At 63.6% G+C, this 19,431-nt stretch carries 19 protein-coding genes; 5 read left to right on the top strand and 14 right to left on the bottom strand.

The window, feature by feature from the left end:
* Positions 1-25 precede the first annotated feature (25 nt).
* From ABWI03_RS10395 to ABWI03_RS10370, 6 genes are read right to left on the bottom strand one after another with little or no spacing between them, the layout of a single operon-like run.
* Positions 26-1,186, bottom strand: coding sequence for an acyl-CoA dehydrogenase family protein (locus ABWI03_RS10395; protein WP_033236424.1), 1,161 nt, complete (start codon positions 1,184-1,186; stop codon positions 26-28).
* Entirely contained in the window at positions 1,186-3,171 is a 1,986-nt protein-coding gene (locus tag ABWI03_RS10390; protein WP_298774290.1) for an acetyl/propionyl/methylcrotonyl-CoA carboxylase subunit alpha, read from the bottom strand. The genes ABWI03_RS10395 and ABWI03_RS10390 overlap by 1 nt, the downstream gene beginning before the upstream one ends.
* A gap of 8 nt (positions 3,172-3,179) precedes the next feature.
* Positions 3,180-4,778, bottom strand: a complete 1,599-nt coding sequence (locus ABWI03_RS10385) for an acyl-CoA carboxylase subunit beta (protein WP_124568243.1) — start codon at positions 4,776-4,778, stop codon at positions 3,180-3,182.
* On the bottom strand, positions 4,775-5,923 hold the full coding sequence (locus ABWI03_RS10380; RefSeq protein ID WP_298774288.1) for an acyl-CoA dehydrogenase family protein: 1,149 nt from the start codon (positions 5,921-5,923) through the stop codon (positions 4,775-4,777). The genes ABWI03_RS10385 and ABWI03_RS10380 overlap by 4 nt, the downstream gene beginning before the upstream one ends.
* Positions 5,920-7,641, bottom strand: coding sequence for an acyclic terpene utilization AtuA family protein (locus tag ABWI03_RS10375; RefSeq protein WP_298774286.1), 1,722 nt, complete (start codon positions 7,639-7,641; stop codon positions 5,920-5,922). The genes ABWI03_RS10380 and ABWI03_RS10375 overlap by 4 nt, the downstream gene beginning before the upstream one ends.
* Positions 7,638-8,459: a TIGR03084 family metal-binding protein gene (locus ABWI03_RS10370; RefSeq protein ID WP_298774284.1), complete on the bottom strand. Its 822-nt coding sequence runs from the start codon at positions 8,457-8,459 to the stop codon at positions 7,638-7,640. The genes ABWI03_RS10375 and ABWI03_RS10370 overlap by 4 nt, the downstream gene beginning before the upstream one ends.
* A 110-nt stretch (positions 8,460-8,569) precedes the next feature.
* Here ABWI03_RS10370 and ABWI03_RS10365 point away from each other — a divergent pair, with 110 nt between their 5' ends.
* The 3 genes from ABWI03_RS10365 to ABWI03_RS10355 are packed head-to-tail and all read left to right on the top strand — an operon-like array spanning position 8,570 to position 10,799.
* Positions 8,570-9,370 (top strand): crotonase/enoyl-CoA hydratase family protein, encoded by an 801-nt coding sequence (locus tag ABWI03_RS10365; RefSeq protein ID WP_298774281.1) that lies wholly within the window; start codon positions 8,570-8,572, stop codon positions 9,368-9,370.
* On the top strand, positions 9,367-10,227 hold the full coding sequence (locus ABWI03_RS10360; protein ID WP_298774279.1) for an EamA family transporter: 861 nt from the start codon (positions 9,367-9,369) through the stop codon (positions 10,225-10,227). Before ABWI03_RS10365 ends, ABWI03_RS10360 begins: the two co-directional genes overlap by 4 nt.
* Positions 10,228-10,271: 44 nt before the next feature.
* Positions 10,272-10,799 carry a gamma carbonic anhydrase family protein gene (locus tag ABWI03_RS10355; RefSeq protein ID WP_095970321.1) on the top strand — a complete coding sequence of 176 codons (528 nt, stop codon included), beginning with the start codon at positions 10,272-10,274 and terminating at the stop codon, positions 10,797-10,799.
* Between the two features lie 40 nt (positions 10,800-10,839).
* Here the strand turns inward: ABWI03_RS10355 and ABWI03_RS10350 are convergent, their stop codons facing one another.
* The 7 genes from ABWI03_RS10350 to ABWI03_RS10320 form a co-directional block, all read right to left on the bottom strand.
* Positions 10,840-11,826: a pirin family protein gene (locus tag ABWI03_RS10350; protein ID WP_298774275.1), complete on the bottom strand. Its 987-nt coding sequence runs from the start codon at positions 11,824-11,826 to the stop codon at positions 10,840-10,842.
* A gap of 19 nt (positions 11,827-11,845) precedes the next feature.
* The gene (locus tag ABWI03_RS10345) at positions 11,846-12,319 is read right to left on the bottom strand and encodes a MarR family winged helix-turn-helix transcriptional regulator (protein WP_124568269.1); all 474 of its coding nucleotides are present in this window, start codon (positions 12,317-12,319) and stop codon (positions 11,846-11,848) included.
* Positions 12,306-13,400: an LLM class flavin-dependent oxidoreductase gene (locus ABWI03_RS10340; RefSeq protein ID WP_298774270.1), complete on the bottom strand. Its 1,095-nt coding sequence runs from the start codon at positions 13,398-13,400 to the stop codon at positions 12,306-12,308. Before ABWI03_RS10340 ends, ABWI03_RS10345 begins: the two co-directional genes overlap by 14 nt.
* Before the next feature lie 145 nt (positions 13,401-13,545).
* Complete coding sequence (locus ABWI03_RS10335) at positions 13,546-15,078, bottom strand: DHA2 family efflux MFS transporter permease subunit (RefSeq protein WP_050656395.1); 1,533 nt, start codon at positions 15,076-15,078, stop codon at positions 13,546-13,548.
* Positions 15,075-15,545: a MarR family winged helix-turn-helix transcriptional regulator gene (locus ABWI03_RS10330; RefSeq protein ID WP_003941890.1), complete on the bottom strand. Its 471-nt coding sequence runs from the start codon at positions 15,543-15,545 to the stop codon at positions 15,075-15,077. The genes ABWI03_RS10335 and ABWI03_RS10330 overlap by 4 nt, the downstream gene beginning before the upstream one ends.
* Before the next feature lie 89 nt (positions 15,546-15,634).
* Positions 15,635-16,600, bottom strand: coding sequence for an NADPH:quinone oxidoreductase family protein (locus ABWI03_RS10325; protein ID WP_200315905.1), 966 nt, complete (start codon positions 16,598-16,600; stop codon positions 15,635-15,637).
* Between the two features lie 79 nt (positions 16,601-16,679).
* Complete coding sequence (locus tag ABWI03_RS10320; protein ID WP_298774264.1) at positions 16,680-17,336, bottom strand: TetR/AcrR family transcriptional regulator C-terminal domain-containing protein; 657 nt, start codon at positions 17,334-17,336, stop codon at positions 16,680-16,682.
* A gap of 65 nt (positions 17,337-17,401) precedes the next feature.
* Here ABWI03_RS10320 and ABWI03_RS10315 point away from each other — a divergent pair, with 65 nt between their 5' ends.
* Together ABWI03_RS10315 and ABWI03_RS10310 are read left to right on the top strand one after the other, a co-directional pair.
* Positions 17,402-18,391, top strand: a complete 990-nt coding sequence (locus ABWI03_RS10315) for an NAD(P)-dependent alcohol dehydrogenase (protein WP_298774262.1) — start codon at positions 17,402-17,404, stop codon at positions 18,389-18,391.
* 44 nt (positions 18,392-18,435) lie between these two features.
* Positions 18,436-19,194 carry an acyl-[acyl-carrier-protein] thioesterase gene (locus ABWI03_RS10310; protein ID WP_007728423.1) on the top strand — a complete coding sequence of 253 codons (759 nt, stop codon included), beginning with the start codon at positions 18,436-18,438 and terminating at the stop codon, positions 19,192-19,194.
* On the opposite strand, the gene ABWI03_RS10305 is transcribed toward ABWI03_RS10310, so the two are convergent.
* Complete coding sequence (locus ABWI03_RS10305) at positions 19,191-19,391, bottom strand: hypothetical protein (RefSeq protein WP_298774260.1); 201 nt, start codon at positions 19,389-19,391, stop codon at positions 19,191-19,193. The two genes, ABWI03_RS10310 and ABWI03_RS10305, sit on opposite strands and share 4 nt — an antisense overlap.
* Positions 19,392-19,431 lie beyond the last annotated feature (40 nt).

Genomic DNA, 19,431 nt, shown 5'->3' with positions numbered 1-19,431 from the left:
GCTTCGCCCTTTCTCGTGAGACCGTCTAGTAGGACCGAGGCAGACCGAGAGAGTGTTGCGAGACGAAGTTGAGGATCATCTCGCGGCTCACCGGGGCAACGCGGGCGATACGTGCCGCGCCGAGCATGGCAGCCAACCCGTATTCCTTCGTCAGGCCTGCGCCGCCGTGCGTCTGGATCGCCTGATCGAGTGCCTTGATGCTGGCTTCGGCGGCCGCGTACTTCGCCATGTTCGCGGCTTCGGCAGCACCGAAATCGTCGCCACTGTCGTAGAGCACCGCAGCCTTCTGCATCATCAGCTTGGCGAGCTCGAGTTCGATCTTCACCTGGGCGAGTGGATGCGAAATACCTTGGTGCGCACCGATCGGCGTCTTCCAGACGGTGCGCTCGTTCGCGAACTTCACCGCAGCGTTCAGGGCGTAACGGCCCATTCCGATGGCCATCGACGCACCCAGGATGCGCTCGGGGTTCAGGCCGGCGAACAACTGCATCAGAGCGGCATCGGCTTCGCCGACCAGAGCGTCGGCCGGCAGACGCACATCGTCGAGAAAGAGGATGAACTGGTGGTCCGGTTCGATGATGTCCATCTCCATCTGCGTCTTCACGAATCCGGGAGAATCCGTGGGGACGATGAACAGAGCGGGCTTGAGCTTGCCGGTCTTGGAGTCCTCGGTGCGCGCAACGATGAGAACCGCATCAGCCTGATCGACACCCGAGATGTAAATCTTGTTCCCGCTCAGGATCCAGTCTTCTCCGTCACGCCGAGCAGTCGTCGTGATCTGATGCGAGTTGGAACCAGCGTCCGCCTCGGTGATTCCGAACGCCATGATCTTGGATCCGTCGGCGAGGCTGGGTAGCCATTGCTGCTTCTGCTCCGCCGTGCCGTACTTGCCGATGATGGTGCCGCAGATGGCCGGCGAGACGACAACCAGGAGCAGACCGGCACCCTGTGCCGCCAATTCCTCCTGCACCAGCGCGAGTTCGTAGATCCCCGCACCGCCGCCGCCGTATTCCTCCGGCAGGTTGACGCCGAGGAATCCGAGTTTGCCCGCCTCGTTCCACAATTCGGTGAGCGGCTCACCCTTTCGTGCCTTGGGCAGCACGTAGTCGACGTAGTTGAAGCGCTCACCCAGTTTGGAAACGGATGCCCGCAGTTCCTTCTGCTCTTCGGTTTCGATGAAACTCATCATGCTTCCTCTTCTGTAGCGGGTTCTTCCACACGTGCGAGTACCGATCCGACCTCGACCTGCTGGCCGACGGCAACCGGAAGTTCCACCAGGACACCGGCAGTCGGCGCGGTGACGGTGTGTTCCATCTTCATGGCCTCGAGCCACAGAATCGGCTGGCCGGCAGTGACGGTGTCACCGAGGGCGGCGCCGAGGCGGATGACCGAGCCCGGCATCGGAGCGAGCAACGAACCGGCGGCGACCTCCGCCGACGGATCCACGAAGCGCGGTGCTGCCGACAACGCGACGGGCCCGAGCGAGGAGTCGACGAAAATCTCACTCCCGTAGACCGCCACGTCGAACGAACGCCGTACTCCGCTTTCCTCGAGCACTACCCGGGACGCAGTAGCCGACACCAGACTCACGTCGTCGAAGCCTTCTGCACTCAGCACGCCGCTTCGGCTCAGGAAGTAGCGGACGTCGTAGTCGCCCGACGCAGTGGAATAACTCTTGCTCTGCGGCTGCGACGGCAGGTTGCGCCACCCGCTGGGCAAGCGGCCGATGACGCGGGCCGACGCCCGGTTGTGCGCGGCATCGGCAAGTGCGGCCGCCAGCGCCGAAAGTCTTTCGGCGTCAGTGTCGGCCAGAGGCGTTGACAGTTTCTCGAGGTCGTGGGTCTCGAAGAACGCCGTGTCGGTGTCTCCCGCAATGAAGGCCGGGTGGCTCAGGACGTTGACGAGCAGGTTCCGGTTGGTGCGCAGGCCGTGAATCCTGGTGCGCGCCAGCGTCGATCCGAGCAGCCGCGCAGCTGCCGTTCTGGTCGGCGCGTACGAGATGACTTTGGCCAACATCGGGTCGTAGTGGACGCCGACAACACTGCCGTCGACGACGCCGGAATCGAGGCGAACACCCTGCTCGCGCAGAACACTGAATTCTGCCACGTTACCGGGCAACTCGATGTGGTGAACGGTTCCGCTCTGCGGCTGCCAGTTCTTGGCGGGATCCTCGGCGTACAGACGCACCTCGATGGAATGCCCGCGGATCTCCGGCTGCTCGTCCGGCAGCGTGTCACCCGAAGCCACCTGCAATTGCAGCTCCACCAGGTCGAGCCCCGTGGTGCACTCGGTGACCGGGTGCTCCACCTGCAAACGAGTGTTCATCTCGAGGAAGAAGAAGTCGCCCTTTTCGTCGGCGAGGAACTCGACGGTTCCCGCCCCTTCGTAGCCGATGGCATTGGCGGCGAGCCGCGAGGCGTCGAAAAGCTTGTCGCGCATGGCTGGGATGCGCTGTACGAGCGGAGACGGCGCCTCTTCGACGACCTTCTGGTGTCGACGCTGGATCGAGCACTCGCGCTCTCCCACCGCCCACACGCCGCCGTGGCGGTCGGCCATGACCTGAACCTCGATGTGCCGACCGGTTTCGAGGTAGCGCTCGCAGAAGACCGTCGGGTCACCGAAAGCGGACTGCGCCTCACGCCGCGCCGCTTCCAGTTCGCCGTCCAGCGCCGACAATTCACGAACGACACGCATCCCGCGTCCGCCTCCGCCCGCCGACGCCTTGATGAGCACCGGCAGATGCGCTTCGGTCACCGCAGCGGGATCCAGTTCGGACAGCACCGGCACTCCGGCGGCATCCATGATCTTCTTGGACTCGACCTTCGACCCCATGAGCTCGATGGATTCGACGGGTGGGCCGATCCACGTCAGCCCCGCGTCGATGACGCTGCGCGCGAACTCCGCGTTCTCGGACAGGAACCCGTAGCCGGGGTGAATGGCGTCGGCGCCCGAAGCCTTTGCAGCGGCGATGATCAGCTCACCCCGTAGGTAGGTCTCGGCGGGCGTGTTACCCGGCAGCCGAACGGATGCGTCGGCTTCGGCGACGTGCGGGCTGTCGGCATCTGCGTCGGAAAATACCGCGACCGTGCCGATTCCGTTCTTGCGGCAGGTTGCAAAGACACGGCGGGCGATTTCGCCACGATTGGCGACCAGTACAGAAGTGATTGTCACGGCGTGCCTCACATACGGAAGACGCCGAAGTTCTCGGTGCCTTCGATCGGGGCGGTGGCAATGGCCGACAGGCACATTCCCACCACGGTGCGGGTGTCTCGGGGATCGATGACGCCGTCGTCGTACAGACGTCCGGACAGGAACATCGGAAGTGACTCGGCCTCGATCTGGTTCTCGATCATCGCGCGCATACCGGCATCAGCCTGCTCGTCGAACACCTGGCCGCGGGCCTCGGCAGCAGCGCGTCCCACGATGGAGATGACGCCGGCGAGCTGCGCACCGCCCATGACGGCGGACTTGGAACTGGGCCAGGCAAAGAGGAATCGCGGATCGAACGCCCGTCCGCACATACCGTAGTGACCGGCGCCGTACGACGCTCCGAGCAGGATCGAGATGTGCGGAACCTTGGAGTTGGCAACCGCATTGATCATCATCGATCCGTGCTTGATCATGCCGCCCTCCTCGTATTCCTTGCCCACCATGTAGCCGGTGGTGTTGTGCAGGAACAGCAACGGCGTGTTGGAACGGTTGGCGAGCTGGATGAACTGCGTGGCCTTCTGGGATTCCTCGCTGAAGAGCACTCCACGGGCGTTGGCCAGGATTCCGATCGGGTAGCCGTTCAGCTCCGCCCAGCCGGTCACGAGAGAGGAACCGTAGAGCGGCTTGAACTCGTCGAAGTCGGAACCGTCGACGATGCGGGCGATGACCTCACGCGGATCGAACGGGATCTTCAGATCGGCGGGAACGATGCCGAGCAACTCTTCCGGATCCTCGAGCGGTTCGATGATCTCGGTGCGAGGCGCCGGCCCCTTCTTGGTCCAGTTGAGCCGCTTGACGATCGAGCGCCCGATGCGGATCGCGTCCTGCTCGTCGGCGGCGAAGTAGTCGGCCAGACCGGACTTACGAGCGTGCATTTCGGCGCCGCCGAGTGCCTCGTCGTCGGATTCCTCACCGGTGGCCATCTTGACCAGCGGCGGGCCTGCGAGGAACACCTTGGAGCGTTCCTTGATCATCACGACGTGGTCGGACATGCCCGGGATGTACGCGCCGCCGGCCGTCGAGTTACCGAAGACCAGTGCAATGGTGGGGATTCCGGCTGCGGACAGCTGAGTGAGGTCACGGAACATCCGGCCACCGGGAATGAACACCTCTTTCTGCGTCGGCAAGTCTGCGCCACCGGACTCGACGAGCGAGATCACCGGAAGGCGATTCTGCATCGCGATGTCGTTCGCGCGAAATCCCTTACGCAGCGTCCAGGGATTGCTGGTGCCGCCGCGCACGGTGGGATCGTTGGCGACGATCAGGCATTCGACGCCTTCGACGACGCCGATACCGACCACGGTGCTGGCGCCGACCGGAAAGTCACTCCCCCACGCAGCGAGGGGGCACAGTTCGAGAAACGGTGAATCCTGATCGAGCAGAAGCTCGATCCGCTCGCGTGCCAGGAGCTTTCCCCGCTTGTGGTGACGCTCGGTGTACTTCTCGCCACCGCCCGCCAACGCCTTGGCGTGCTCGACCTCGATCTCGGCGAGCTTGGTGTTCATGGTCGATGTTGCGGTCTGGTACACCTCGGAGTTGGTGTCCAGTGTTGACCGAATGACACTCATGACTGATACCCCAATCGCTTGGCCGCGAGGCCGGTGAGGATTTCGGTGGTTCCGCCACCGATTCCCAGAATTCGCATGTCGCGGTACTGCCTCTCCACTTCACTTTCCTGCATGTATCCGAGGCCGCCGAACAGCTGAACGGCTTGGTTGGCAACCCATTCACCCGTTTCGACCGCCGTGTTCTTGGCGAAGCACACCTCGGCGATCAGATCGCCGTCACCGGCCATGTACCGCTCGATCACCGAGTGCGTGTACACCTTGGCGACGTCGATCTTGCGGGCCATCTCGGTGACGGTGTTCTGCACTGCCTGCCGACTGATCAGTGGGCGTCCGAAAGTCTCGCGGGCGCGGCACCATTCGAGGGTCAACTCGAGGCATCGCTCGGCGCTGGCATACGCCTGCGCAGCGAGGGCGACGCGCTCGGAAACGAAGGCCTGCGCGATCTGCGCGAAGCCGCTGTTCTCTGCCCCGACCAGATTCTCCACCGGAACACGGGCGTCGACGAAGGACAGCTCCGCGGTATCCGATGCGCGCCAGCCCATCTTGTCGAGTTTGCGCGAGACCGTGAATCCCGGTGTGCCCTTCTCGATCACGAGCAGAGAGACGCCACCCGCGCCGGGGCCACCGGTACGCACGGCAGTGACGACGAAGTCTGCGCGAACACCGGAGGTGATGAACGTCTTGGCGCCGTTGACTACGTAATGGTCGCCGTCGCGCTTGGCTGTGGTTGTCAGGTGCCCGACGTCGCTGCCTCCGCCGGGTTCCGTGATGGCGAGCGAGCCGATCTTGTCGCCGCGCAGGGTCGGCTTGACCCACTTCTCGATCTGCGCCTCGTCGCCGGCCGCAATCAGGTGCGGCACTGCGATGCCGCAGGTGAACAGCGAGGCGAACAGCCCGCCCGACGCACCTGCCTGGTGCATCTCCTCACAGATCACGATGGAGTCGACGGCGTCGCCGCCCTCACCGCCCGCCGATTCGGGTGCACTGGCCCCGAGGAGGCCGAGAGCGCCTGCCTTGTGGTGCAATTCGCGCGGAATCTCGCCGTCGCGCTCCCACTGCGTCAGATGCGGCAGAATCTCCTGGTTCACGAATCCGCGTACGGTCTCGCGAAGCGCAAGCCTTTCCGGTGTGGTCCACACGGTCACCGTGAATCCTCTTTCTCGTCAGTTGCGGGGAGTAGCGAAATCGGGATGTCGATGTGGCGCGAGCGCAGCCATTCACCAATTCCCTTGGCCTGCGGATCGAACCGCGCCTGCGAGGCCACACCCTGACCGAGGATTCCCTCGATCACGAAGTTGACGGCACGAAGGTGCGGAAGCTGGTAGCGAGTGACGTTCAGGTCTGCTGCTTCCGGTAGCAGTTCCTTGAGCATTTCGACGGTCAGAGTGTGCGCCAACCACTTCCACTGCTCGTCGGTGCGAACCCAGACTCCGACGTTGGCGTTTCCACCCTTGTCTCCACTGCGCGCACCGGCGATAGTGCCGAGCGGCACCGAGATCGAGGACTGTGGCGGCAAGGGCTGCGGACGCTCGGGTTCGTCGACCGGTTCGAGGTCCAGCGTCAGCGTCGACGGAGCGATGTCCACGCGCGTGCCGTCGGGAAGTACGGCGACGTGAGGCACCGATCCCGCGTCGACGTAGCCGGGGGTGAACACTCCGTACGGCTGGCCGTTGCTCGGCGGCGCGGTCAGCGAGAAGCCGGGGTAACTGGCGAGTGCCATTTCCACCGCAACCGCGGAGAAGGGACGACCGATCACCTTGGGGTCGGCGTCACGAACCACGCAGCGCAGCAACGCACTCGCTGTTTCCTCGGTGTCGGAATCCGGATGATCCGTGCGGGCGAGAGTCCAGACCAGTTCGGCCGGCTTCTTCGTCAGCCAGGATTCGAGTTGAGTCTTCGCCAGATCGGCCTTGGCCTCGATGTCGAGACCGGTCAGGATGAAGGTGGCCTCGTTGCGGAACCCGGCCAGCGTGTTCAGCGAGACCTTGTACTGCGGCGGCGGGGCCTCTCCCGTGACGCCGCTGATCAGCACCCGATCCGGGCCTTCCTGGGTGAGCACCGCATTGTCGATGCGGGTGGTCACGTCCGGTCCCGCGTAGCGTCCACCCGTGATCTCGTACAGCAGCTGCGCCGTCACGGTGCCGACGCTCACCTCGCCGTCCGTTCCGGCATGTTTGGTGATGACCGAAGATCCGTCCGCGTTGATCTCGGCGATCGGGAATCCCGGCCTACCCAAGTTGGGAATCTCTGTGAAGAACGCGTAGTTGCCGCCGGTGGCCTGAGTTCCGCACTCGATGACGTGGCCCGCCGCAACAGCACCGGCCAGCTGATCGAAATCATCTCGCTTCCAACCGAAATGGTGAGCGGCCGGACCGACGATCACCGAGGCATCGGTGACACGTCCGGTGACCACGACATCGGCGTCGGCCGACAATGCTTCGACGATGCCCCAGGCACCGAGGTACGCATTGGCCGTCAGCGGGGAGCCGAGTCCGAGTTCGTCTGCACGAGAGATCAAATCGTCGCCCTCGACGTGGGCGATCTTCGCGTTCAACCCCAGCTTGGTGTTGACCTCGCGCAGCGCATCGGCCAGGCCGGCGGGATTGAGACCGCCTGCATTCGCGACGATCTTCACCCCCTTGTCGAGCGCGAGGCCGAGAGTGTCCTCCACCTGCCGCAGGAACGTCTTCGCGTAGCCGAGCGACGGGTCCTTCATCCGATCCCGGCCGAGGATCAACATCGTCAATTCGGCCAGGTAGTCGCCGGTCAGGTAGTCGAGTTCGCCACCCTCGAGCATCTCGCGCATCGCCGAGACGCGGTCGCCGTAGAAACCCGAACAGTTACCGATCCGTACCGAACTCATTTGCCCACCTCCGCTTCTCGTCCCTCGCCGCTGGATCCGATGGCAGCTCGTCCCTCGCCGCTGGGACCCGCGAACGCCTGCGCGAACCCGAGCCACTCGTCTGCGTCGGCACCGACGGCGACCAGGTCGAGATCAGCACGATTGGCCCGCTGAGTGACCAGCAAGCAGAAGTCCAACGCCGGCCCGGTCACCTTCTGCGGCGCATCTTCCGGCCCCCAGGTCCAGAGCGAGCCGTCGGGCGCGGTCAACTCAACCCGGAAATCGTCGGCGGGCGGCGTCTTCTCGTTGACCGAGTACGCGAAGTTCCGCGTCCGCACACCCAGGTGAGCGATGTTCTTGATGCGCGCCGTCGGGGCGCGTTCGACGCCAAGGGCATCAGCGACGTCCTGTCCGTGTGCCCACGTCTCCATCAACCGAGCGGTTGCCATGGAGACTCCGCCCATGGGCGGGCCGTACCAGGGAAACTTGGTGCCGGCCGGCGCTGCGGTCAGCGCCTCGACGAGAGCGGTGCGCCCCGCTCGCCAATCGGCGAGCAACTCCGCAGGCGGGCGGGCAGCCTGCTCGGCGGCACCGTCGTCGACGAACCCCGCCGGATTCACGAACGCCGCCTTCAACTGCTCCGCGAACCCGTCCGGGTCGGTGATCGCCAGGATCGCGGCACTGTCCGTCCAGTGCAGGTGTCCGATCTGATGCGCGATGGTCCACCCTTCCGCAGGTGTCAGTGTCGCCCACTTCTCCTCGGGCAGATCTGCAACCAGGGCGTCGAGGCTCTCGCCTTCGGCCCGCAAGTCATCGATGAACGTCTGAAGTTCGGCCATGCGACCAGCATCACACTCACTCCCATAAAAATCAAGCACGAATGATTGTTATTGCGAAATCTTGTGGTGAGAGACTGAGCTCAACTGCCATCGACTACCAGGAGCAACCCATGAGCGACGCCGTACTGATCTCGCGAACCGTCGATGTGGTCACGTGGACCCTCAATCGCCCGGACACCCGCAACGCGATCTCCGAGGTCGACATGATCGAAGCTCTCGAAGACGCGGTCACCGCGGTGAACCGAGATCAGAGTGTGCGCGCGGTCATCCTCACGGGAGCCGGGTCAGCCTTCTCCTCCGGTGGCAACGTCAAACACATGCGAGACAAGGAAGGCATGTTCGGTGGCGCGCCCGGCGAGATCCGCCAGGGCTACCGGCACGGCATCCAGCGCATTCCACTCGCGCTGTATACGTGTGAGGTGCCGACCATCGCAGCCGTCAACGGCCCGGCCATCGGAGCGGGCTGCGATCTCTCGCTCATGTGTGACCTCCGCATCGCCTCGACGGCGGCGGTCTTCGCCGAGAGCTTCGTCAAGGTGGGACTCATCCCCGGCGACGGCGGAGCGTGGCTGCTCCCCCGCGCGATCGGTAACGCCCGCGCCGCCGAGATGGCGTTCACCGGCGAACCGATCGATGCTGCGAAGGCACTCGACTGGGGGCTGGTCTCGCAGCTCACCGAGCCCGAGGAATTGCTCTCCGCAGCGCATGCCCTGGCAGCGCGGGTAGCGGCCAATCCCCCGCAGGTACTCCGGATGACCAAGAAACTGCTTCGCGAGGGCCAGCACCAAAGCCTCGAGAGCCTGCTCGAACTCTCGGCCGCCATGCAGTCGATCGCCCATCACACCCGCGATCACCACGAAGCCGTCGCTGCCATGCTCGAACGTCGTAGTCCTGAGTTCACCGGAGAATGAAGACCGGCAGTCAGCTACTGCCGGTCGGCGCGGTCCTCACCTCGATACTGTCGCTCCAGTTCGGAGCGGCATTCGCGACGACACTGTTCTCGCAGATCGGACCTGCCGGTGCCACGACGCTGAGACTGACGATCGCCGCGATCATCCTCGGCGTCATCGTCCGCCCGCGTTGGAGCCGGTGGTCGAACCGACAGCGCAAGGGCATCTTCGCGCTGGGCATCGCCCTGGCCGTGATGAACGGTGCCTTCTACCTCGCTCTCGAGACCGTGCCCATCGGCACCGCCGTCACCATCGAGTTCCTCGGACCGCTCACCCTGGCCGCAGTTCTGTCTCGTCGGTGGGCCGACGGGGCATGGGTGCTGCTCGCCTTCGGCGGAGTGTTGCTGCTGGGGTTGGGCGATCACGGCGAATCCGGTTTGGACCCGATCGGGGTGATGTTCGCGTTGATCGCCGCTGCCGCGTGGGCCGGCTACATCGTGGCCGGTTCCCACCTGGCCGCGACGCTCCCGAGCGCCGACGGGTTGGCGGGCGCAAGCATCGTCGCGGCAGTTTTGACGCTTCCCTTCGGCGCCGTCTCCGGCGGGAGTGAACTGCTGGATCCGAAGATGCTCGCCGCCGGCGCGGCCGTCGCCATCCTCTCGTCCGTCATCCCGTACAGCTTGGAAATGTGGGCGTTGCGATCATTGGCCAAGAAGGTCTTTGCCGTCCTCATCGCCCTCGAACCCGCTGCGGCCGCACTGGCCGGAGTCCTCGTGATCGGGCAGACGCTCGACGCGTTCACACTCGTGGCCATCGGGCTGGTGGTGACCGCGGGCGTCGGCACAGTCGTCATGAATCGAAAGCCCACACCGAAATAGTCCAGGTACCGTCAGAGCACGTCATTCCAACGCACAGGAGAACCATGACCAACCCGATCATCGCCACCGTACTCGGACGCACCCCGCAGATCGACGAAAGTGCGTTCATCGCACCCAACGCCACCGTTGTCGGCGCGGTGACCATCGCTGCGGGCGCCAGTATCTGGTACGGCGCAGTCCTGCGCGGCGACGCCGAATCGATCTCCATCGGCGCGGACACCAACATTCAGGACAACTGCACGGTGCACGCCGACCCCACGTTCCCCGCGGTACTGGGCGAACGAATCTCGGTCGGCCACAACGCGGTGCTACACGGGTGCACCGTCGAAGACGACGTGCTCGTCGGCATGGGCGCCGTGGTGCTCAACGGCGCGCACATCGGTTCGGGATCGCTGATCGCCGCCGGTGCGGTCGTGTCCCAGGGGATGCAGATCCCGCCTGGATCACTGGTCGCCGGCGTGCCCGCCAAGGTCAAACGTGAACTCTCCGAAGGTGAAAAGGCCGGTATCACCGCCAACGGCGCCGGCTACATCATGCTCGCGAAGGCTCACCAGGACATCGAGCACGCTTGATCGAGACGACGCTCGCGGCCGGTAGCAGCAAGGCCGGCGACTAGCCCCGGGGCCGCAACGTACTGTTCGGCAACTCGGGCGCCGGGAGCGCCGGACCGTCGTATCCCGGCACGACGCCGAAACGCTGGTCCGGGACGCTGCCGTCGAATCCGGAGGCAAGCTCAGCCTGCCACTTGCGTCGATACTCGACGACCTCTTCATGTGTACGGCCCATGAAGTTCCACCACATGACGACCTGCTCGCCCAACGGTTTTCCGCCGAGAAGTAGCAGTCGAGCCGGTTCGGATCCCGGATTACGCAAAGTCAGTTTTCCGAAACCCGGTGCTTGGTAACCCAACTCGGCCCAGCCGACGGTGGTACCACGCAGAACAACCGATCCTCGATCGACGATCACGCCGTGCTCATGTGAACGATCGACATCGAGGGCGATCTCGGCCCCAGGATCGAGAATCACCTCGGCACCGAGTAATTCGGTGAAGGTAGACACCGGAGACGTGTCACCGGCGAGCGAACCGAGGAACACACTGAGCGTGGCACCATCGGTGGTCACCGGCTCCGGTCGATAGTGAACGAACGCGGGTGCGGTATCGCGCGCCGCATCCGGCAGCGCCACCCACAACTGCATCCCGTGCAGAACCTTGGTGTTCGGCGTCGACACCTCGGAGTGCGCGATCCCACTCCCGGCCGTCATCAAATTCAGTTCACCCGGCCGCACCATCGCATGGGAACCGATGCTGTCACGGTGCTCGATCTCTCCGGTGAACAGCCAACTCACCGTTTGCAATCCGGTATGCGGATGCGGCGGCACATGCATGCCCGGTCCTGAGCCGACGTCATCCGGACCGTAATGATCGGCAAAACACCATGCCCCGATCAACGAACGCTCGCGTTGCGGAAGGGTGCGACGCACTCGCATCGCCCGCGGGCCACCGAGCGGAACGTCGCGCGGGGTGAGAATCTGAATCTCGCTCTCGGCCGGATGGCCTTCGCATTCCTGCTCGACGGGTTGCGCTTCGAGGTTGCTCATACTTCCATCCTGCCTCTAGTCATGACTGCGCGAGACGCAGACGCGTGCACAATTCCGCTAGTTGCCGGAGTTCATCGGCGTCCAACGCTGGTCCGACGTGGCGCCGAATGCTCGCTGCATGGCGGCGGCCCACTGATTTCTGCAGCGCTGCACCCGCTTCGGTGAGTTGCACGACCGTGCCGCGGCGATCGCGCGGATCAACACTCCTCGATACCAGACCTTCGCCCTCCAGCCGCTCCACCAAGCGACTGAGCGACGGTTGGCTCAACAGAATCTCCCGATTCAGGTCATGCAGGCGCAGGCAGTTCCGCGGCGCGAGACTGAGAGTGAACAGCACGTCGTACTCGCGCATCGTCACCTGATCCCAGACGTCATCGGCGGCCAGCCGCCGCAGCACCGACACCTGGGCGCGAAACAGTGCTTCCCAGGCGTCGGTGGCGAGTTCGGTGGTACTGACCGGAACGTCAAGCGGTTGCTCGTCAGGCAGTGACACTGCTTGCCTCACGAGCTGCCTTCATCGACGCGTGAGTGGGCGGGTTGTCCGGCACATGTGCGGGCCGCCTGGCCGCGAACTCACGGCGCAGAACCGGAACAACTTCCTCACCGAGCAGATCGAGCTGCTCGAGCACGGTCTTCAGCGGCAGCCCGGCGTGATCCATCAGGAACAGCTGGCGCTGATAGTCACCGAAGAAATCGGCGAACGCCAACGTCTTCTCGATGACCTGCTTAGGGGAACCGACGGTCAGCGGCGTCTGCTCGGTGAACTCTTCGAGTGAGGGGCCGTGTCCGTACACCGGAGCATTGTCGAAATACGGACGGAATTCCTTGACCGCGTCCTGACTGTTCTTGCGCATGAAGACCTGACCACCGAGTCCGACGATCGCCTGATCCGCCGACCCATGGCCGTAATGCTCGTAACGCCGGCGGTAGAGATTGATCAGCTCGATGTAGTGCTCTTTCGGCCAGAAGATGTTGTTGGCGAAGAATCCGTCGCCGTGATAAGCCGCGATCTCGGCGATCTCGGGGCTACGGATCGAACCGTGCCACACGAACGGCGCGATGCCGTCCAGCGGGCGCGGCGTCGACGTGAATCCCTGGAGCGGAGTGCGGTACTCCCCCTGCCAGTTCACGACCTCCTCGTCCCACAGCCGGCGCAGAAGTTGATAGTTCTCGAGCGCCAACGGGATGCCGGCGCGAATGTCCTTGCCGAACCACGGGTAGACCGGCGCGGTGTTCCCGCGTCCCATCATCAGATCGACGCGCCCCTCGGCGAGGTGTTGAAGCATCGCGTAGTCCTCGGCGATCTTCACCGGGTCGTTGGTGGTGATCAGCGTCGTGGACGTGGAAAGGGTGATCTTCTCGGTCTGGGCCGCGATGTATCCGAGCATCGTGGTCGGCGATGACGGCACGAACGGCTTGTTGTGATGCTCGCCGGTCGCGAAGACGTCGAGGCCGACTTCCTCGGCGTGCTTGGCGATGGTCGTCATGGCCTTGATGCGCTCGTGCTCTGTCGGGGTCGTCCCCGTCGTGGGATCAGTGGTGACGTCACCGACCGTGAAGATTCCGAACTGCATGGTTGCTCCTCCGCGAACTAGATCCATGCGTTTGCATGTAACTGATCAAACATTCAACCATCAAGCTCTATTCCACGGCAAAAGGTGAGGGCGGCACACAAGATGTGTGCCGCCCTCACCGGACGAACGATCTATCGAAAAGCGGTCAGTGCATGACGATCGGCGTTGCCGTCTCGCCCTCGGCCACCGGCCTGGTGGTCTTGCTCCGCGGCAGGAAGAACGCCGGGATGAGGGTCAGGACGATCAGCACAGTGGCAACGAGGAAGGTGTTACCGAAGGCATCCGACGCCGCGCTGAGAATCGAATCTGCAGCGGACTCCTGCGGACTTCCCGGTTCGGTCGGAATGTGCGACGCCGCTCCGACCATCGTCGTATCGAGTCCACGATCGAGAAGCTGGTTGGTCAAGACCACCGACATCACGGCGGTACCGATCGAACCTGCGGTCTGCTGAACGATGTTCATCAGGGTGGAGCCGCGAGCGATCTGCTCGTTGGAAAGCGTCACGATAGCTGCGGTCATCAGCGGCATCATGGTGCAACCCATACCGAGGCCCATGACGAACAGTGCGCCCATCAACAGCCACGTCGGCGAGTCGGAAGCGACCTGCGTGAACACACCCAAACCGATGAGAATCAACGGCAAACCGGTCAGGACGATCTTGCCCGGGCCGATCTTGTCGACCAGTCGACCGGCGATGGGCATGGTCACCATGGCGCCCAGACCCTGCGGAGCCATGAGCAACCCGGCAGCGAGCGTGGTGTGACCGCCGACCTGAATGAAGTAGCTCGGGAACAGCAACCCGGCTCCCATGAACGCGACGATGAACAGCGACGTCGTGATGACGGCGGTGGTCAGCTGACGGTTCTTGAACAGGTGCAGGTCGATCAGCGGGTGATCCTTGTTGAGCGCGTGGAACACGAAGGCGATGATCAGCGCCAGACCGATACCGGCCGACACCAGAACCCGAGCCGACGCAACGGTTCCCACCTCGGGAATGGACGACACACCGAACAAGAACAGCGCGAGGCCGGGCGAAAGCAGGATCATGCCGAGGAAGTCGAAGGACTCCGAAGGCTTCGCCTTGTCCGACGGCAAGATGATGAATGCCGCTGCCAACGCGATGATGCCGATCGGCAGGTTGATGAGGAAGATCCAGTGCCAGCTCGCGGCCTCGATCAGCCAACCACCGAGGATCGGGCCACCGATGGGGCCGAGCAGCATCGGGATACCGAGAACTGCCATGACGCGACCGACGCGGTCCGGACCGGCAGCCCGGGTCATGATCGTCATACCGAGCGGCATCAACATGCCGCCGCCGAGGCCCTGAAGCACGCGGAAGCCGATGAGCGAGGTGATGTCCCACGCCATCGCACAGGCGACCGAACCGAGCACGAACAGCACCAGGGCCGTCATGTACAGGCGCTTGGTACCGAAACGGTCGGCAGCCCAGCCGGTAACCGGAATGACCGTCGCCAAAGCGAGGGTGTACGCCGTCATCGTCCACGCGACGGTGGCGTACGAAGTTTCGAAGTCCTCGGCAAAAGTGGTGAGCGCGACGCTCACCACGGTTACGTCGAGAATCGACATGATGGCGCCGAGCACCACCACGGAAGCGATCTTGAGGACCGCCCCGTCAAGTTTGTCGGACGCCGGTGCCGGCGCGTTCGGCGATGTCATCGCGAAGTCTCCTGGTTAAGTGCTCGCAGATAGTCACCCGCGAGAATGGGCTTGAGAGCCTCGAACAGACGAATCCGCTCTGGCTCAGGAACACGCGACGCGAATTCACGAAGCTGGCCGCGCTTGCACTCGATGTGGTTGGTCGTCACCTTACGACCGGCCTCCGACAAGGAAACCCGCTTGACGCGTCGGTCCCGCTCGTCTTCACGGCGATCGACCAGACCCATGTTCACGAGCTGATCGATGTTCCGCCCCGTCGCTGCCACCGAGAGCCGAAGCTCGTCGGCAACCTCGTTGATCGGGATCGCCGCATCACGTTGCGCAAGCACGAACAGCACACGCACCTGAGAGAACGAGAGATCCAGCTCGATCAACGCATCGATCGACTCCGAATCACCGGCGCTCATCAGGCGAGTGAACAACTCGTCGAGTGCTCCATACAGGTCATCAGAATCGGAAGCGATCACCTGGCAAATGGTAGTGCGGTTGCAACTATTGCCCAAATGAAAACATGTTGCAACTTATTATTTGGTGACCACCATCACGTTGCGAAGAATCATTCCTGCAGCAAGATGGCCTTTCCGAGAACTTTGCCGCTTTCGAGATCAGCCAGGGCAACTGCTGCATCAGCAAGGGGATACCGTGCCTTGACCAGGGGTCGCAAGCCGTTTCGGACGTGTTCTACCAGCGATGCGTGCACCTCGGCTACCGCTTCGGGATTGGTGCGTGTGAACTCGCCCCACGCGGCTCCGACAATGCTGATGTTGCGGAACAGCACCCGGTTCACCTTGACCTCGGGGATGCCGCCACCGGCAAATCCGATCACCACAAGACGGCCCTCCGGCGCCAGAACACGCACCGCGTCGTCGAACGCGTCGCCGCCCACCGGATCCACGACGATCTGCGCGCCGACGCCGTCGGTCAGTTCCCGAATACGCTCGCCCCATCCCTGGGCAAGCGGGACCACCTCGTCGGCGCCGAGCTCACGAAGGAAGTCCTCGACGCCCTCGCGTCGTACCACCGCGATCACCCGGGCACCGTGTGCCTTGGCCAGCTGGATGGTTGCCGTTCCGACACCGCCCGCAGCGCCGAGTACAACGACCGTCTCCCCCGCGACGATCTTCGCGCGACGAGCGAGCGCAAACTCCATCGTCTGATAATTGATGATCAGCGACGCCGCCTCGTCGAAAGCGAGTCCGTCCGGAATTCGAAGCACCTGCGCCGGGTTGACGGCAATCCGCTCTGCATACCCACCCAGATACGCGGCCGCGAGAACACGATCACCCGGAGCGAAACCCGATCCCTCCGGCGCGGAGACCACGACGCCCGAGATCTCCGCTCCGGGAATGAACGGCGGTTCCGGGCGGATCTGGTACTTGCCGTAGGTGATCAGCAGATCCGGAAAGCAGACACCGCTGGCCTTCACATCGATGAGGACGAGACCTTCGGCGGCGGGCTCGGGAACCTCCTGCGCGACAATTCCTTCGGGACCGGACAGTTCCGTAACCACCATGGCGCGCACAGAAAGCTCCTCTTCGGGACATCTGAAGTCTGGACCGGTAACCCGGTTTTCTCGACTTTAACCCGGTACACACGTCAGATCATCGTTCACTCCCGATGTGCAGACGGTCGAGACCGTCGAGAATCAGATCCAGACCGAAAGCGAATTCGGCGGCATAGCTGTATCCGGGCGCCAGGACATGCTCGGTGGTCAACTCGGCCAGGTGCGGATACTGACCGCTCTCGAACGACCCCATGATCGCGTTCGCCAGTTCCGTCGTTTCCTGCGCGGTTTCGAACGGCAGACTCACCTCTTGGAGCACAAAGCCGTAGATGTACGCATCCATGATCGAAAAGGCGTGCGCAGCAAGGGCAACCGGAAATTCTGCGGCGCGTAGTGTTCCGATGACGGCGTCGTGGTGGCGCAGGGTCGCGGGACCAGGCGTCGTTCGGGACTCCATCAACGGAGTTGCCCACGGGTGCCTCCCCAACACTTCCCGCGTCGATACCGCTCGCGCGTGGAGTTCCGTGCGCCACGGGTGTCCCGGCGTCGGCAGATCGATCTCCGCGAAGACCGCATCGACCATTCTGTCGAGCAGATCCCCCTTGTCGGAAACATGGTTGTACAGAGACATCGCCTCGACGCCCAGTTCGGTCCCCAGCTTGCGCATGGTCATCGAATCGATTCCGACGGAATCGGCAAGCGCGACAGCAGCGCGTACAACGTCGTCTCGGGTCAATCTTGCGCGCTTTTCCACGTTGACAGAACTTACACCGTAAGTGCAATACTTACGACGTAAGTATTCGACGAACGGAGACTCGCATGGCGAAGGAACTGATGACGGCCGTCGTACAGGATCGCTACGGCGAGGCCGACGTTCTCTACGTCGACCGCATTCCGCGGCCCGCTGTCGCCGACAACGAAGTGCTGATACGCGTCGAGGCCGCGTCCGTCGACCGCGGGGCATGGCATCTCATGGCCGGACTGCCATATCCGTTGCGCCTAGCCGGTTTCGGACTGCGCGCACCCAAAAATCGGGTCCGCGGGCTGGACGTGTCCGGCCGCGTCGAGGCCGTCGGCAGCTCGGTTACCCGCGTGGCAGTCGGCCAGGAGGTGTACGGGATCGCGGTCGGTTCGTTTGCGGAATACGCACGCGCACTCGAAACCAAGATTGCCGCAAAACCTGCCCGGTTGTCGTTCGCACAAGCAGCAGCGGTGCCGGTCTCCGCCCTTACAGCGCTGCAAGCCGTACGCGACCACGGCCGCGTGCAGGCGGGGCAATCCGTCCTCGTACTCGGCGCATCCGGTGGCGTCGGGATCTACGCGGTGCAGGTGGCACAAGCCATGGGCGCTCACGTCACCGGCGTATGCAGCACCTCGAAAACCGACACCGTCCGCTCCCTCGGAGTCGACGAGGTTCTCGACTACCGCGTCGACGACGCCACCGACGGATCACATCGATACGACGTCATCATCGACACCGGCGGCAACCGCCGACTGCGAGACCTACGACGAGCGCTCACACGCACTGGAACGCTGGTAATCGTCGGCGGCGAGAACGGCGGACGGTGGCTCGGCGGAATCGATCGCCAGATCCGCGCACACTGCTTGTCTCCGTTCATATCTCAGAAAATGGGCACCCTCATCGCTTCGGAGAACGCCGAAGATCTGGAGGTCCTGACGCAGATGATCGACGCCGGAGACATCACCCCGGTGATCGACTCCGTTCATCCCCTTGCCGACACCGCCGTCGCCGTGGCACGAATGGTCGACGGTTCCGGCTGCGGAAAGCAGATAATCGCCACTCGCTGAAAAGCCTGACAGAATCGGCTCACTCCAGCGAACAGGAATCTCACGTGAACCCAGATCTCACGCTCGCGCAGCAGCCCGACAGAGGACCGATCTTCGTCAAGTCCCGCCCGGTCCGCACCGGCGACATCGACGTCGCCAAGCAGGTCAGGCTCGACGCCGTCGCCCGCTACCTGCAGGACATCGGCAACGACAACATCGAAGCCGCGGGCGCCATCGACACCCATCCGCTCTGGATCGTGCGTCGTACGGTCGTCGATGTCGTACGCCCGGCGATCTGGCCGGAAGAGTTGACGATGACTCGCTGGTGCTCCGGCTTCTCCACGAGATGGGCGAACATGCGCGTGCGCTTCGACGGCAGCAACGGCGCCCTGATGGAGACCGAAGGTTTCTGGATCAACATCAGCGCCGAGTCAGGCATGCCCACCCGGATGAGCGACGACTTCATGCGGCCGTTGGAAGAATCCACCGACGAGCATCGTCTGAAGTGGAAGCGTGTCCTTGCCGAGAACGCACCGGAGGCGGACGACGCTGGTGTTCTCGACACGCCGTTCGCTCTGCGCGCCACCGACATCGACCCGTTCGACCACGTCAACAACGCCGTCTACTGGCAGGCGGTCGAAGAGGTCCTCAGCGCTCGCACCGAACTGCGTACGGTTCCGCATCGAGCACTGATCGAGTACCTCTCCCCCATCGTCTCCAGCGACGACGTCGTCCTGCGCAGCCGCGTCGACGACAAGACCGTCACGGTCTGGTTCCTGGTCGGCGAAGCGCTCCGCGCAGTTGCGCAGGTGAGCGCCCTCTAACGCAGTTTCTGGGTCGCGACAGCCGCGACACCGAACACCAACGCGAGAAGAATCGCGGCCCAGAAACCGAAGAGCCACCACACCACGCCGAACACGACCACTGCCGGGGCAACGGTGATGAAAGCGATGGTGGGGCTTTCGCGTACAAACTCGAGTGCAGTTCGGGCATTAGTTCGATCGAGCTTCTTACCGGCCATCGAAAACCTCCTTCAAGGTCCTGACCATCCAGAGTAACCG

This window comes from Rhodococcus baikonurensis (assembly GCF_040489275.1).
Classification (GTDB): Bacteria; Actinomycetota; Actinomycetes; order Mycobacteriales; family Mycobacteriaceae; genus Rhodococcus_F; species Rhodococcus_F baikonurensis.
Note: the sequence above shows the minus strand (reverse complement) of the source record. Positions and strands in the feature narration are given on the sequence as shown.